Origin of the sequence: Leptospira meyeri (genome assembly GCF_004368965.1) — a bacterium.
GTDB classification, from domain to species: Bacteria; Spirochaetota; Leptospiria; order Leptospirales; family Leptospiraceae; genus Leptospira_A; species Leptospira_A meyeri.
Genome location: NZ_SORO01000001.1, coordinates 376,635 through 392,659, shown reverse-complemented (window position 1 = coordinate 392,659; position 16,025 = coordinate 376,635). Strand labels below are relative to the sequence as shown.

The window sequence follows — 16,025 nt, the reverse complement described above, 5'->3', positions numbered from 1 at the left end:
TTTAATTTGGAATTTTAATAATCTGATTATCAATGAGACGAACCCCACCAACAAACATAGCCAATGCGAGAAGAATATCTCCTTCCATTTTTTCAATCGGTTGGAGATTCACTGGATCTACAACTTCTAAGTAATCAATCTGAACGGAACTTCCAGTGAGCAAAAAATCTCTCAGAATTTCTTTCCAGAGAGGAAGGTTTCTTTCACCACCAAGAACTGTTTTTTCGGCTAATGCAAACATTCTCGGAATGAGACTTGCAGTTTCCCTATCTTTTGGGTTCAAACGAATGTTTCGTGAACTCATGGCTAGGCCATCTGACTCTCTGCGAGTGGGAACCCCAACCACTTCCAAAGGAAAATTAAGATTTTCAACCATGGTAGAAATGATTCGAAATTGTTGGTAGTCCTTCAGACCAAAAAAAGCAATCGTAGGCTCAGTTAAATGGAAAAGTTTCGAAACAATCTGTAAAACACCTTCAAAATGTCCAGGTCTTGTACGTCCACAAAGGTGTTTTTGTAATTCTGGAATACTCATTTGGATAGGAGTTTTGGTTTTTGGATAAATGGTTTTGACATCAGGTAAAAAAACCAAATCCGCTCCCTTTTCTTCGCATAACTTCAAATCGGTTTCTGTATTAACTGGGTAATTCTCAAAATCCTTTGGATCATTAAACTGAGTGGGATTAACAAAAATTGAAACAATGGTTTTATCCGTTTTTTTCTTCGAAGTTTCGACTAAGTCCATATGACCTGCATGCAAACTTCCCATTGTAGGACAAAAGCCGATGGAAACCCCTTCCCTTTTCCATATACCTACTTGTTTTTTTAGTTCTGCAATGTTAGATATAACGATCACAACGATTCCTCTGTACGAACCTTAACACTCGTTCCATGCTCTTCATCAAGTCCCTCTAATTCTGACATTAATTTTACAAATGGATAGAGAGTTACCAAAGATTCTTTTGTTACTTCTTGGAAAGTCACTCGTTTCAAAAATGTATCCACTCCAAGAGAAGAATAGATTCGACTACCTCTGGCAGTGGGAAGAATATGATTAGTACCACTAATATAATCCCCCATAGCGACTGGAGAATATGGCCCAATAAAAACACTGCCGGCATGTTCAATTTTTGAAAAAACTGATTCGTTTTCTTTTGTTTGAATTTCTAAATGTTCAGGTGCCAACTCATTCGAAAACCAAATACAATCCTCTAAACTTGGAAAAACTAAAATCGCTGAATTTTTATAAATGGAATTTTGTTTCATCGCCAAACGTTTGGGACGTTCCACAAATGCTTTTTCCAATTCTTCACTAACTTTTTTGGCAAAATTTTCCTCTGTTGTGAGTAGAATGGCTGAAGAATCTTCACCATGTTCTGCTTGCGATAACATATCACAAGCGATCCATTTTGGATTTGCAGAAGAATCAGCAATAATACAAACCTCACTCGGACCGGCAGGACTATCAATACCAATGATTCCCTGCCCAGCTAAATAAGATTTGGCGGCGGCTACATAAGCATTTCCCGGGCCCACGATGAATTCAGATTTTGGAATGGATTCTGTTCCGTAGGCAGCGGCAGCAATTCCCTGTGCACCACCGACAGTAACAATACGATTTACTTCTAGAATCTGGCAAAGCCAAACAAGAATTTCAGGAAGACCATCTTTTTGTGGTGGAGTGATGAGTTGGATATTTTTGACTCCAGCAATTTTGGCAGGGATCACTCCCATAAGTACACTGGATGGATACAAAGCCTTTCCGCCAGGTGCATAGACAGAAAGTGATGGGATGGGAGTGTATTTGACACCCAATCGGTTACCGTCAATGGTTCTCGACCACGACTCTCTTTTTTGTGCTTCGTGGAAAGATTCAATATTAGATTTCGCCCGCAGGAAGGCCTCTTTTATATTCGGGTTTAGATTTGTTTGTATGGAATGGGGATCGATAGTAACCGAATTTAACAGAATCCCATCAAATTTTTCAGTGTATTCGATAAGAGCTTTGTCTCCCCTCGTTCGCACTGCCTCTAAAATCGGTAGGATTTTTGCAGTAGCGGAACTTAGGTCTTCTTTCGCTCCCGAAAGAAAACGATCCAATTCTTTTTTTGAATTTCTGTTGGAACGTAAAATGGGAATCGGCATAAAATCAGCATGAGGGGAAGACCTTCCCTAAACAAGCTTTTTGTCAGAAACGGGAAGAGAATTCGATTTGGTATCGTGAGCCATATTCATAGGCAAATTTTGATTGGTTCCAACCAAGATCGGTACTTACGGAAGCTTGCACACGTTTGTTCGTTTCACCCAGCGGAAATCCAGGTCCATCACTTGCAACATTTCGTTTTGCGGAAAAGTAGGAATCTACAATATTATAGAGTAAAAAAACACCCAAAATCCCTGCCCCAGCCTGGATTACACCTAACTCAGACTTGGCGGAATTAAATTTTGCCTCGGCATTCGTTCGATTGATCAACCATAAAACTTGTGCATCCTGTCTTTCCACAAGTAATGCTCCCAAAAGAACTGCTGATTGGTAATCGGACCGAGCACTTAAAAAACGGTTATAGGAATTAGCATACAATCCAACAGCCGAAAGCGCAACGACTGGAAATACATAGAGTTTCCAATTGTTTCCATCAATGTATTTTTGACCCCAACCCGGCAGAATGGTAGATCTCCAAAGTGTTGAAAAGTATGGAGTTTCGTAATAGTCTTCAGGGATTTCTTTTCGAACGATCCTCTCCTGTCTTTGGGCAAACCGATTCGCCTTTTCTTTTGAGTCAGATAAAACAACTCTTTGTTTGGCGGTTAACACTTTATTTCTTGGATTTTCTAAAACCAAATCATATATTCCCGTATCTGTATCTGCATCCACTGCGAATGTTGCTTTCGCAACCGAATCGGATTCGATGACTACTTTTTTAGCAAGAATTCTTTTACCGCCAGTCACCATATACACTTTCATAGGACTGATAAAATCTTTACCCTCTAGTAAAAATACTTTTTCTTTTTCTTCCTTGGATACAGAATATACAGAATCTTTTGTTAGCGTAGGAACCCTAGAAACAACAACTTCAAATTTTACCCATTCCGAATAACTTCCTACTTTGCCTAGTTTATTGATCACAGCAACTCTGTGTTCATAAATCCCAGAAGTATAGTTTACCAAGTCGTAACTTGTTCCATTTACTCTTTCTGAAAGAACAAGATAACCACTGGAATTTTTAATTTCAAGAACATAACCCGTAGCACCTTCTACATCTAACCAACGTAATTGGTATTGAGTTCCCTCTTCATTATTTGATTGTGCCACAAGGGAAGAGAGAGAAATAAAAAATATAATCAAATAAGAATGAAATTTATTCCACATAAATCTTTCCTGGTGTTAGGATTTTTGGAACCTTTAGCTCTGGAACTGAAATAAAAAAGTCCTGTTTATTATAAGCAGATTCACGTTCGCTTCCATCAGCTTGTTTGTAGAGGGCAGCAACTTCCCAACGAAACCTACCAACATTCAATTTTTGAATATCGTTAAATTGAAATCTTGTAGAGTTAATTCTTTCATTCAAAACTTGTTTCTCTCGAATCCCTGAAATATCAATCAAACGAATTCGATAACTAGAAACTTTCTCAACTGATTTCCAAACAAACAAAATCGAACTTCTAGAAAACAAATCGACCGTTTCATTTCGACTTGGACTCACCAAACCAGGAGGTTCCATATTGGAAATCATTTGAAAACTACGTGCTACGCTAGTATCAGATGGATCGGAACCAACTGGACGAACTCGCCAAAAAAATCGACCTAAGTCTTTGGACTTAAATTCAAAATAATTGCCAGAAACAGTTTCTTTTGTGTAAAGAGGTTGGAAATCTGAACCTTTTGCAATTTCTAATTCATAATTAGATTTCCCTGTTAGTTTTTTCCATTTTAGAATGACAACAGAGCGTTCATCCACTTCCACCTCAGATCCGTTCGCTGGAGCAATTAACTCCATTTCTTCTTTTGCAATCACCGTAAAAGTATTGGATTTTGATTCTAAAGAAGTTCCATTCGAACCAATTCCTTTCACTCTCCAAAAATATGTTCCTATACCAAGACCACTAGGTAATTTTAGAAAATTATTCTTAATCGACTCAGTTTTTAGTATTGATGAAAAATTAGAATCAGAACTAAGTTCCCATTCATATTGTATGAAGTCTTTATCATCCTTCCAAGAAAAGAAAAGTTGGGACTTTGTTTGTTCCTCCGCAAAACTTTTCCCTTTGCTCGGCTCCAAAAGTTCTGGCGGAGTTAGATTTGTTTTTTTTGTGACCTGAAAACTAATCACAGATGATAGTTTCTCTGAGATCCCTGGGAGATTGGATTTGGCTTGGATCTTTGCAAAATAATTTCCTTCCTTTAGAGAATCAAAGGCTAAGGATTGATTTTGAGTTTGTTTTGAAACAACGATATCTGAAAAATTTGAATCCTTGGCAATCAAAACAGTATAAGAAGAATAAAGATCCAGTGGGTTCCAAACAAAACGAACTACAGGAACTTCTTGAGTATAAGAAAACACTTCATTTGGTTTAGGACTTAAAATTTTTAATGAAGGATCACTTAAGATCCTAAACTGAAACACCTCTGTGGTTTGTTTGGATTTTGAGTTCGGGTCTTCATACGAAACTCTCCAATAGTATGAACCTGGATTTAATTTTTTGGATAGGTTTGATGAACTTAACTTTTCTTTGATTAAAGATTTAGAAAAGTCAGGGAATAGGGAAATTTCGATCGTTGGACTTGTTTGTTTGACCTGCTCCTGTTTCCAACCAGATATCACAAATTGAATTTTTTCTGATCCCGATTCTGAAAGAATATTTTTTCTATCCTCTGGTCCAACCAAACGATACACAGGTTTTCCCACTTTCACACCAGACTCAGTAACATTTGCCACTTGGTCTTTGGCTATCGTTTCTTCCTTTCCGTTGGTTGTGAGTTTTGCTTCCCCTTGGTCAACTTTGATATTTAACTCAGATTTTGTTTTATCAAGTTTTACATCACCGCTAGCTACTTGTACTGTTTTATCGCCTGCGGTGATGTTCATTTTCATATCACCAGAAACAGTTCCCTCACGGGCAGCTTCAAATGAACCATAAGCAAAATTTATATTAATATTCCGATCCGAAATATCCAAAAGAATCATCGAATTTTCGGATATATTTATTTTTGTTCCATCATTCAATGTGAGTACGGCATCCGAAAGTCCTTCCGTACGGATCGTATCCCTATTTTTTACTTCTGTTTTGGATTCAATTAAATCCCAAACCACAGCATCATTATATTTCCGTAGAACAGTTTTATTCTTAAAAGTGATCACCCCAATCGTAGGACTTGAAGAGTCAATGAAACGGTCGTTTAAATTCCGATAGAGAAAGTATGAGAATATAAGAATTAGTAAAACTAAAGCAGATACTACAAATCTTGTATCGTTCAACCATCTCATAAAACTTATTTATGTGTCCTGGTAAATACACCATCCCAATCAGGATCAGGTGGGTTAATTTTATATTCTTCACAACGTTCGATGATCATATGGCAGGATTTATCTTTTTTTCCTTTTGCCTTTTCAGATTCTTTAAAATATTGAATCGCAGAAACCCAGTTTTTTTCTAAATAAGCTTTAAATCCCGCTTCATAAATCTCCGCTGCTTCGATTTGATTCGGTAAAACCAAGGATCGATAACCAATTAGCTCGTGGATTCTGACAGGCTCATTTTTACCTTTCACACGAACCAAATCCATATAACGAGTTACCATTTCTTCCTGTATGGCCACTTGAATCGGATCCGTAATTAGAATGTTCACCCCATAATCCTTGCCTGCAGCTTCTAACCTGGCTGCAAGGTTGACAGTATCACCCATCATCGTGTAAGAAGCCAGGGCATCTGTTCCCATAAAACCAACCTTAGCTGGTCCAGAATTTAGCCCAATTCGAGCATCCATCACTTGAGCTTCTTTGGAATAAAGATTGTTTTTTGTCCAATATTCCCTAAGTTCAGCAAGTTTCATCACCATATCGACACTCGCACGAGCCGCTTTTAGTTCATGGTCGATCACAGGAACAGGAGCATTAAAAATTCCTACAATGGCATCCCCAATGTATTTGTCCAAAACACCTTCGTGTTTTTTCAGAAGAAGGGTCATTGCAGATAAATATTCATTTAATAAAGCGGCAAGGTCTGCTGACTTCAACTGTTCTGAGATCGTTGAAAAACTTGCAACATCAGAAAAAAATGCAGTGATGTGGGTTTCTGATCCGCGTTTCAAAGCAGCAAGATCCACCATGGCTTCTTGAACCACAACTGGATCGATCATACTTCCCAGAATGTTTTTTACCTTCTCCCTTTCTTCTAAACCTTGTCCCATATCAATAAAGTATTTCGTAAGAAGTCCAACCTCATCTTGAGTGGTTGGTTTGATTCCTATTTTAAAATTACCTTTCGCAATTTCTAAAGTGGCTGAAAGAAGTTGTAATACAGGTCTTGTAATTGTCTTAGAAAAGAAAAATACAAAGATCAATGCCGCACAAAGACCAATTCCTGCAATGTAAAGATTTGTTTTTTGGCTTTTATAAACATCAGCAAATGCTTTTTCTTCCGAAACAATAGTGATCACACCAGCATCAGCAAATCCAATCTTTTGGAAGGATCCTAAATAAGAACCACCCAATTCTTCATCTATATAACTCATTTGCCCTGTATTAGGCGCACTTGTTAACATCGATTTTACGATTGGCATAGAAGCAAGATCAGTGGCCGCAAGAATTAAGTCTTCTTTAGGATGAGCAAGGGCAGTCCCATTCCCATTAACCATAAAAGTGGTTTCGATTCCTTTTTTGGAAAATGCTCCGATGATTTTGTTTAATTTAACAATCATCACAAGAGCATTGTCTAATTCACCATTTTCAGAAGTGGGAATGGCAATGGCAAACGATGGTTCTTGAAACCCAGGACTTGAGTTTAATAACACAGCTTGTCCATTGAAGGCTTCCGCCAACGCATCTCGATTTCGATTTACTACATTATGAAAATCTTCTTCTGTAACAGAACTTTTTTTCAGTTCTTCTTCATTAAATACCTCTCGTTTCATAATGAGAGTATTTTCTTTTTTTTCGAAAATCCCTAGGTATATAAATTCTTTATCATTTTGAAAAAAGGTTTTGATCAAAAGTCTTCGTTCTGCCTCAGGAAGGCCTTGGGTCGTAAGGGTAATGGCAATTTGGCGACCTTTTTCTACAACTCCCAAAATATCAGATTTAACTTTTGAACCTATAATTTCTGCGATACGAATGTTGTTGTCCCTTAACTGAAGTTCAATGGATCTTTTAAAATAAAAAGAAGCAAAAAAGATGATAACTCCTACGGACAATGCAAAAAGAAAACTTATAACACCCATCATTTTTAACTGAAGGGAAAACTTTGTATTTGAGGATCCATCTAATGTATGTAAATCGGGAGATTCACTTATTTCAGGTTCCGTAGATTCCGGCTTCGAAGCGGTTTCCACTGATTCAGGTTCTTTCGTCACAACTTCTTCCGCAAAAGAAGATTCAATTAAATCGTAAGGATGATTGGGGGATTCATCTTCAAAAGTAGAAACCACAGTTGGATTTTCAGAAATTAGTTCAGAATTTGTTTCTACATAAGAACCATTTAGGTTTCCTCCTGCAGCAACCAATTCCTCTTCTCTAATTTTTTTTCTTCCTGACTTCCCGATAAATTCTAAAGGAGGATAAGTGAACTGATTTTTTTTTGCATTTGTTTCTTTCGAAACTTGGGATTCTGAAACAGAACTTGTTTTTCCCGTAAGGCCAAATTTATGAGAGATTCGATCAGGAGAAATTTTGTCATCCCAAAGGTATTCTAATCTTGCAAAAACAGATCGAGCCTCCAATTCCATTCGTTTTGGGATCAGAACAAAAAAAGTCTTTCCCTCACCTAACCTTGACAATTCGGTTGCTAGGTATTTATTCGTTGGAATGTTATGAATGGATACAAAAGGAAACTCAATACGATTGGTTTCTGCTGGAATGCCCCAAAGTGGGGGTCCAAATCGAAATTCCAATTCCCCGGCACGCCGAGTTTGAAAGAATATAGTAAGCCCCTCACTCCAATCCCAGGTTTCTAGACTTCCTGGGGATTCGTCCCAGAAGAGAAACGTTAGTTTGGACGTTCGGAGGAACGGAATTTCTGCGGAAATTTCTATCATGCCAATTTTAGTATCGACTGATTTGGCTATACAATCGATCTCAATTCTAGATGAAAATCATCACGTTAAATTGCAACGGAATTCGCTCCAGTTTGAGCAAAGGTTTACTAGATTTTATACGTCAGGAAAATCCTGACATTATTTGTTTCCAAGAAACAAAGGCCCCTGTCTCAGAGATAGACCGATCGGAATTTCGAAGTTTGGGCTATGATGTCCACACATGCATTGCAGAGAAACCTGGATACAGTGGCACTGCTGTTCTTACCAAACTCAAACCAAAATCAGTAGTAGTAGGATTTGGTGAAGGAATCTATCGAAGTGAAGGCAGGTCCCTCTTTTTAGAATACCCAGATTTTTTTCTCTGGAATCTGTATTTTCCCTCCGGTACAAGCGGAGAAGAAAGGCAAAAAGTAAAATATACATTTTTAGATTCCTTTTTTGACCTAGCAAAACCCTATACAAAAAAGAAAAAACCACTGATTGTTTGTGGCGATGTCAATATCGCTCATACAGAGATGGATATCCACAATGCAAAAGGAAACCAAAAGAGTTCAGGATTTCTTCCAGAAGAAAGAGCATGGGTTTCCAAGTTTTTAGATTCTGGATTTTTAGATTGTTATCGGGTCTTACAACCGGAAACCAGAGATGACTATTCCTGGTGGACCTACCGCTTCCAAGCTCGGAAGAATAATAAGGGTTGGAGGATTGATTACTTTTTTATTACAAAATCATCTTTATACAAACTGGAATCTGTATCCATAGCCAAAGAACCGATTCTCTCCGACCATGCTCCTGTCGTTATGAAAATCCAATTCACTTGACAAAGTGGTTTTTTAGGAGATAGTTCTGGGATGAAATTGGCCATCCCTATTCTTTTCTCTATCTTCACTCTCCAATGTTCTGTTCTCGGTGTCATTCAGGATAAAATTCCTTTGCCCGAATTTGAGTTCGATTCCTTATCCATTAAAAATATAACTTTAACAGATATCACACTTTCTGTTTTGACATCGGTAAAAAATCCCTATCCGGTTTCCCTTCCCAGTTCCTTACTGGATATGGATATCAAAATCGAAGGATTAAAACTTTCTCAAATTAAAACAGATTTAGGTGCCATCGAAGGAAAAAAAACCAAACAACTTCCCTTAGAAGTAAAACTAAAATATACTGATTTACTGAATTTATACAAAAAATTCCCAACCAAACCAATGTTAGAAGTGAGTGCAGAGGGAAATATGAAAGTTCCTATCCCAAAACAATGGCAACTTCTAGGAAAAGATTCCCTTAGTTTTCCGTTTGTCAAAAAACGAGAAATCCCTGCCATCCTCCCCAATGTTGAAATTAAAAACTTTAAAATCCTAATGCCTTCAGAAGCAGAGATTCTTAGTGCCTCGAATACGGATACTTTGGCAAACACTGCCACAGGGTTTTTGAAAGGGTTACTGGGAGGATCGAAACAACCAGCATCTTCAGCCGCAAAAGCTGGGTTGTCGAATTTAAAATTAGACCTAAATACAGAATTTGATTTTATATTTTCTAACGAGGCAGCTTCCAATTTAAATCTAACAGGACTTAACTATGACTTAAATCTTGCTGGTGAAACTTTTTTAAACGGAACGCCAAAAGAAATCATCAACTCGGGAAAAACTTCTACTGTTAAGATTGCCACAAAGTTTCCCATAACTTCAATTAGTTCCTCTTTATATAAAACCATCCAAAGTAGATCGGCTCTATTTAATTTAAAAGGGGAATCTGGACTAAAGGTTCCTTCTGTATCCGAACCCATTCCCTTCCAATATGAAAAACAAGGGAATTTTAAATGGTAAACTTATAAAGGTTTGCAGAAAAAGTAAGCCGAAACGGTTTACTTTTTCTTTTGTAACATCTGTTTGATTTCGTCTCTGGTTTTTCCAGGATACAAACGAATCTGATAACTAATTAAAAACTTAGTGATGATGGGAGTTCCATCTTTAGAGGCATGTTCATAGTTAAAACGGGAAGCATCGTTTTGGATGATCTTTGCTACGTCATTGATCCTTGGAACTCGGCGATCAAAAGCAATAGATTCCAATTTACCAGTCACCGTATTGAGACCAATCACAATCATCCCATCATCGACAAAACTAAGTAAGTCAAACTTCTTCATTTCTTCTTTGGAAAGTTCATCCCCACCTGCATCCGGTTTTCTGCGAATTTTATCAGTATGACGGATTTGACGGACCATGTAAGAATCAGAAGCAATGTAGACTCGAAAAAGTTCTGTGGGAAGGTCGCTCTTTTTTTGGAAAAAAGGAATTTCGCCGGAATGGTTTTGAACCTCTTCGCCTTTTTCGTTTAGAATGATTTCACCTTCACCGCCCGGAGGTGGGAGTACATCCTTTGTTTGGTGCACTTCCTGATTGGTTTCAGAGTTGGCGTTTGTATTGGTTGGGGGAGAGGATTGGCAACCAAGGATCAAAGAAAGTGAAACAACCGGTAAAAACAAAGGCAAAAATTTCATTTTGTCATCAGTATTTGGCCCTTTCTTTCACTGGCAAGAATTTAAAATCCAAAGGACAATTCCTAAATTAAATATTTTGCAAACACTGTGGCAAGTCCGAGGAAAAAGAAAAATCCGCAAACATCTGTCGTTGCTGTGACAAAGATCGATGAAGCAATTGCCGGATCCACTCTCATGGCTTTTAAAACAATGGGAACTAGGGACCCAGTGAGAGACGCTACAATCATATTCACAAGCATAGCAGTTCCTACCACAAGTCCAAGTACAAGGTTTCCTTTCACAAAAAAAATCATAAGACCCGTAACTGTTCCAAGTACAAGTCCATTCAAAACACCAATGGTAAATTCTTTTCTTACCGCTTCCCACCAATTGGAAAAAGAAAGGTCTCCTGTAGCAATATTACGAATAACAACAGTTACGGATTGTGTTCCAGCATTACCCCCAAGTCCTGCCACAATTGGCATTAGTGTCGCAAGTACTACAATCTGTGAAATGGTATCTTCAAAAAAAGCAACAACAGTAGAACTCACAAAGGCAGTGAGCAAGTTTACATTGAGCCAAACAATCCTACGTTTTACAGATTGCAAAATGGGTGTGGATAACCTTTCGTCTTCAGAAACCCCAGCCATGAGGAGGATATCTTCCGAAGCTTCTTCTTCCACAATTTCTAAGACATCGTCAACGGTGATCCGACCAATGATTCTTCCCAAGTCATCTGTTACAGCAGCGCTGAATAAATCGTATTTTTTAAATGTATTGGCAACCTCTTCCTGATCCACATCATAATGAAATGCAAACACAGAAAAATTGGTGATCTTTGCAACTTTGGTATTGATTGGGGTAAGAAATAGATCTTTTAAAGGAATGAATCCTTCTAATACACCATCTTCATCTGTCACATATACTTGGTAGATATCTTCAATTTCTTTGGCTTTTTTTCGAACATTAATGATCCCTTTACGCACATTGTCAGTGATGGAAACAGTGGCAAAGTCTTTGGACATAAGTCGTCCCGCAGAAGATTCACGAAATCCAAGTTGGGAGCGAATTTCAAAACTATCGGCTTTACTTAAATTTGCTAAAACTAATTCTCGTTTGCCGCTAGGTAGATAAGAAAGAAGATATGTTGTTTCATCCGTTTCAATATGATTCAGTGTATTGGAAATTTCATCGACAGAAAGTTCTTCTAAAAAAGACTCTAAAGTCTCTTCTTCCATTTTAACCAAGGCGTAGGCTTGGTCTTCTTTAGGCAGGATTCTGAAAAGATATAATTCCTCTTCTCTTTCTAAATCACGAAATAAAGTAACGATGTCAGCAGGGTGAGCCCCATCTATCATCTCTTTTAATTGTTTTGAATTCTCTTCGGATACAAGAGTTTTGATCTGCTCGACAAATCCATCATAGGAATCGCTGTCTCTGTCGATTTTGATACGGAATTCGGACTCTTTCTTTCTTTCTTCTTCCATAAATCAGCGGATTTCCTGAAATTTACAATTGACGGTTATGTCACGTGGAGCATAGGCTATATCCTATGTCGGCACGAGTTCGAATTTTGAAAACGAATCTTTTTCTTATCCTAGTTTTTTCCCAATGTGTTCTTTTCGAACCCAAAATTAATAAGGTTCCCGATGCCTATGTTCGGGATGAAGTGATGAACGCCGAACAAAAGAACGCAACAAGAGTTCTGACGGACAGGATCATCAAATTAAATAACGAAGTATCAGCCCAGAGAAAGGCCAATACGCTCACAGCCCAAGCCATCAAAATTTCGCAAACAAAAGTCGCAAAACACAGTGCCCAACGTGATTTGGCCAGAAGTAAAGAAACTTATTTTGTTTTGAAGGAAGATTCTGCCACTTCCAAAAGGTATCTAGAAGAAAGCCAAGGACATGAATTGGAGCGTGCCAAAGAAGAAACAAGATACAAAACCTGGGTACAAAAGGAAAAAGAAGACAAGGCATATTTGGAAATGAAAGAAGCGGCTCTCGGCGAACTGATCGCAGAACTGGAATTAGTTCGTTCTGAAATTGCCGTTAAGTTCCAAGAATCCCAAGGGAAAACTCCTGCGGATCCAGAATACATCAAAAAAGAAATTTATGAAACCCAATATGCGGAGAAAAAATCAGACGCTCGCCGTCGTGTGTCCGATTGGGAGCGAGTAAAGGCGGAAGCACCGAGTTTGCCAAAAGTCAATTTAGAGGATAGTTTTGATGATGCGAAATAAAATCCAAACCTTTCGTATCCTCATCCTATTCGGATTTGTCTCCGTATCAAACCTCTCTGCTGATTGGGTATATTTCCCCTATGAATACAACCAAATCTATAAAGAAAAATATGCTTTGGAGTTGGAATTAACGGATATACGCAAACAACACCAAAACGAACTGAACCGTCTGGAAGAAGAAAAAAAAGAACTCCAAACTCAAAATAGAAATCTTCTAGAAGATTTGGAATTAGAAAAACGCAATCGTGCAAAAGAACAAGACGAGTATTCCGACAAAATGCGTGATTATGACATGCGCCTTCGCAGTCTGGAAAAAAAAGGAACAGATAAAGAACGCCTCCTTGCGGAAGAGAATCGAAAACGAGAAGAAAAGGACCGTGCTGATTTAGATGCGTATAAGAAAAAACTCGAAGACAAGGAGAGAGAATGCCTCCAAAAAGAACAAAAACTTCGAGATACTTATGAATCAAAAATTGATGAACTCAAAGAAAGGATTCGGAATTTAGAAGAAGAGCTGGCAAACCTTCGCAAACTCACAAAAGAACAAAAAAGAGAATTGGAACGCCTTGCCGAACAAACAAAAGAATTTGAAGAAAAATTAGCAAAAGAAATTACCTCTGGCCAAATTCGACTCAAACGATTTCACAACAAACTCATTATCAATATTGATGATAAAATTTCCTTTGATAGTGGTTCCTCAGAATTGAAACCGGCTATCCTTCCTGCTATTGATAAAATCAGAGAAATCCTCGCCTCTTATCCAGAGAACTATATTGTTGTCGAAGGGCATACTGACAATGTTCCTATCAAAACTAAATTTCGAAACAATTGGCATCTTTCCAGCGAACGAGCATTATCTGTATTGGAATATATGTTACAAAATAAAAACCTAAACCCAAAAAACTTTTCTAGTGCCGGTTATGGTGAGTTCCAACCGATTGTTCCCAATACTTCCAAGGAAAACAAGGCGCTAAATCGTCGCGTGGACATTGTTGTGGTACCTAGAGCCACTGGGTCACTAAACACAAACAATGACTAAACCAAGACCCAAACGTTCCCGATTGGTATTTTTTTTAAGTCTTTCAGGTATTTTATCCATAGTCATATTTTTTATTGAATGGATTGGTTCTAGAGAGAGCGGAAGCCTTGCACTTTTTGCCGATGCAGGCCATATCTTCACAGATGTTTTTGCCCACCTCATCTCTCTATTTGCTTTACTCATTGCTTCTAAAAAACCCACAACAAGATATCCCTTTGGATTTCATCGTTTTGAGGTACTAGCTGCTTTACTCAATGGCTTTCTCCTTATTGGTATTGCTATTTTCATTTTGTATGAAAGTTACTTACGTTTTTCAGGGACAGCACAAGTAGAACCCGACTCAATGTTGGCATATGCTGTCATTGGCTTTGGAATCAACTTAGTATCAGCAGGCCTCCTTGTTGGGGTGAGTAAAACCAGTCTCAACTTAAAGTCAGCCTATTTACATGTTCTCAGCGATCTATTAGGAACTTTAGCCGTAGTTCTAGGAGCTCTTATCATTCGTTTTACTGGATTTAAAGAAGTGGATCATTTTTTAAGTGTCATTCTCGGAATTTTCATCCTAAAAACTTCCTACGGAATTGTGAAAGAGTCTGTCGAAATTTTAATTGAAGCAGACACAAGCGATTTTGACAAAGAACATTTATTAGAGCATATCAAAGTTTTAAAAGGGATTGAGGCAGTTCCTCAAATTACGGTTCGAAAACTCACATCAGGAGTTTTTTCTGTCGAGATCCAAATTTTAGTAAACCAAGGAACAGATAGAGATAAAATTGTATTAGAAATTCATAAAGTTCTCAAAGGTGAATTTGGAGTACCTTTTGTATCTGTAGAAATTCTTTCCTCATCATTCAAAGAAAAACTGGAAGAAATTTCTGTTAGAGAAACGGAACGTGAGTTTGGCCACCATGGGCATAGCCATGGACATGCGCATGACCATCACTAAACTACAATTGTTTTCTGTTTTTCTTTTGGATTAAAACTTTAGTAAACTGATCTTCCCAAACAAAAAGTTGATAATCAGGATCTACATTCTTTAGATCTTTTGGGGAAGATAAATTCCAGTGAGAACTAAGTGCTTGGAGAAGCCCTTCTGTCGGATAAGGAAATCCAGAAAGTAAAAACTCTGAATTTGGATTTCCATCGCACGAGATAAGAAAGTATTCTCTCCACAAAACCAATTTTTCTCGTTCCTCAGCAACTCGTTCATTTTCCAAAGAAACCTTTTTTGATTTTCCGATTAGTAAAGACACAAGAGAAAGGAGTTCTTTGAGTCGAAGTTCTATTCCTAATTTTCCATAGTTATCTAAAAGTAAATCTTCCATTGAAATTGGATATTCGCATAACGTTAGTTTAAGGTGAGTGACAAATGGTGTGAAGTCGGTATGAAACAATTCTTCTGAAATCGGGTTTTCGAGACCCGTTTCGTTACCACCTGACTTTTTGTTATTTTTGAATCGGTGCACTAAATACACGGGATTTATATCTTCATTTTTGGTTACCCAAAAAATGGTATCTGCTTCCGCTCCATTGGTGATAAAGGATTTAGTTCCGGATAATTTTCCATTTTCAACCTTGGAACTTAACTTACGAAGTTTTGTTTCCCAGCCCGGTTCACTCACACCCACAGCATAAATTTTTGTAGGTCCGCCTTCCCGAAATCCGTCCCAAAGAGAATCTAACATCTTTACAGTAGATTCATCTTGCATTGGGGTATGGTTCTCCCAATGATTTTGTTTTGCATGGTAGAGAATCCCTCCAGCCACATTTACTTCCACCATACAAGAAAGAGCCAAAGAAACTCCCACTGGTTCTTCTGCCAAAAGTGAAAGTTTCCTTTGGAATTCTAAATAAGACTTGAGACCAAGAAGAAAATTGTAAAAACCTTCCTTAATTAAGATTGGTTTCCAACTTCGGTAGAATCCAATCTTCGGACTATCGATGTCCTTAGGATATGGTGAACCGGGATTTCCATATTTTAAAATCAGATTTTCAGGAAACAAACTTAACAAAA

Annotated in this window: 13 protein-coding genes; 5 read left to right on the top strand and 8 right to left on the bottom strand. The window is 37.9% G+C overall.

What is annotated here, in order from left to right; translation table 11 throughout:
• Window position 1: 1 nt before the first annotated feature.
• The 5 genes from panC to CLV96_RS01850 are packed head-to-tail and all read right to left on the bottom strand — an operon-like array spanning window position 2 to window position 8,251.
• Window positions 2-856 (bottom strand): pantoate--beta-alanine ligase, encoded by an 855-nt coding sequence (gene panC / locus CLV96_RS01870; RefSeq protein ID WP_004788757.1) that lies wholly within the window; start codon window positions 854-856, stop codon window positions 2-4.
• Window positions 853-2,145, bottom strand: coding sequence for a histidinol dehydrogenase (gene hisD, locus CLV96_RS01865; RefSeq protein ID WP_004788851.1), 1,293 nt, complete (start codon window positions 2,143-2,145; stop codon window positions 853-855). The genes panC and hisD overlap by 4 nt, the downstream gene beginning before the upstream one ends.
• 43 nt (window positions 2,146-2,188) lie before the next feature.
• A complete protein-coding gene (locus CLV96_RS01860; RefSeq protein WP_004789000.1) occupies window positions 2,189-3,370 on the bottom strand; it encodes an LIC11435 family protein in 1,182 nt (393 codons plus the stop codon).
• Window positions 3,360-5,486 carry a FecR family protein gene (locus CLV96_RS01855; protein ID WP_243836384.1) on the bottom strand — a complete coding sequence of 709 codons (2,127 nt, stop codon included), beginning with the start codon at window positions 5,484-5,486 and terminating at the stop codon, window positions 3,360-3,362. Before CLV96_RS01855 ends, CLV96_RS01860 begins: the two co-directional genes overlap by 11 nt.
• Before the next feature lie 5 nt (window positions 5,487-5,491).
• Complete coding sequence (locus CLV96_RS01850) at window positions 5,492-8,251, bottom strand: adenylate/guanylate cyclase domain-containing protein (RefSeq protein ID WP_004788362.1); 2,760 nt, start codon at window positions 8,249-8,251, stop codon at window positions 5,492-5,494.
• Window positions 8,252-8,301: 50 nt separating this feature from the next.
• Here CLV96_RS01850 and CLV96_RS01845 point away from each other — a divergent pair, with 50 nt between their 5' ends.
• Complete coding sequence (locus CLV96_RS01845) at window positions 8,302-9,072, top strand: exodeoxyribonuclease III (protein ID WP_040917668.1); 771 nt, start codon at window positions 8,302-8,304, stop codon at window positions 9,070-9,072.
• Between the two features lie 30 nt (window positions 9,073-9,102).
• A complete protein-coding gene (locus CLV96_RS01840; protein WP_004788307.1) occupies window positions 9,103-10,074 on the top strand; it encodes an LEA/WHy family protein in 972 nt (323 codons plus the stop codon).
• Between the two features lie 38 nt (window positions 10,075-10,112).
• Here CLV96_RS01840 and CLV96_RS01835 read toward each other — a convergent pair whose 3' ends face one another.
• A complete protein-coding gene (locus CLV96_RS01835) occupies window positions 10,113-10,748 on the bottom strand; it encodes an LA_2219 family laminin/E-cadherin/plasminogen-binding protein (RefSeq protein ID WP_004788412.1) in 636 nt (211 codons plus the stop codon).
• A gap of 62 nt (window positions 10,749-10,810) precedes the next feature.
• Entirely contained in the window at window positions 10,811-12,214 is a 1,404-nt protein-coding gene (gene mgtE, locus CLV96_RS01830; RefSeq protein WP_004788819.1) for a magnesium transporter, read from the bottom strand.
• A 65-nt stretch (window positions 12,215-12,279) separates the two neighbouring features.
• On the opposite strand from mgtE, the gene CLV96_RS01825 reads away from it, so the two are divergent.
• Genes CLV96_RS01825 through CLV96_RS01815 form a run of 3 tightly spaced genes read left to right on the top strand, consistent with a single transcriptional unit; the run spans window position 12,280 to window position 14,957 of the window.
• Window positions 12,280-12,972: a hypothetical protein gene (locus tag CLV96_RS01825; protein WP_004788914.1), complete on the top strand. Its 693-nt coding sequence runs from the start codon at window positions 12,280-12,282 to the stop codon at window positions 12,970-12,972.
• A 1-nt stretch (window position 12,973) separates the two neighbouring features.
• The gene (locus CLV96_RS01820) at window positions 12,974-14,011 is read left to right on the top strand and encodes an OmpA family protein (protein WP_420813691.1); all 1,038 of its coding nucleotides are present in this window, start codon (window positions 12,974-12,976) and stop codon (window positions 14,009-14,011) included.
• Complete coding sequence (locus CLV96_RS01815; protein WP_004789145.1) at window positions 14,004-14,957, top strand: cation diffusion facilitator family transporter; 954 nt, start codon at window positions 14,004-14,006, stop codon at window positions 14,955-14,957. Before CLV96_RS01820 ends, CLV96_RS01815 begins: the two co-directional genes overlap by 8 nt.
• A 1-nt stretch (window position 14,958) precedes the next feature.
• Here the strand turns inward: CLV96_RS01815 and CLV96_RS01810 are convergent, their stop codons facing one another.
• Window positions 14,959-16,023 carry an acyl-CoA dehydrogenase middle domain-containing protein gene (locus CLV96_RS01810; RefSeq protein ID WP_004788401.1) on the bottom strand — a complete coding sequence of 355 codons (1,065 nt, stop codon included), beginning with the start codon at window positions 16,021-16,023 and terminating at the stop codon, window positions 14,959-14,961.
• Between the last annotated feature and the right edge of the window lie 2 nt (window positions 16,024-16,025).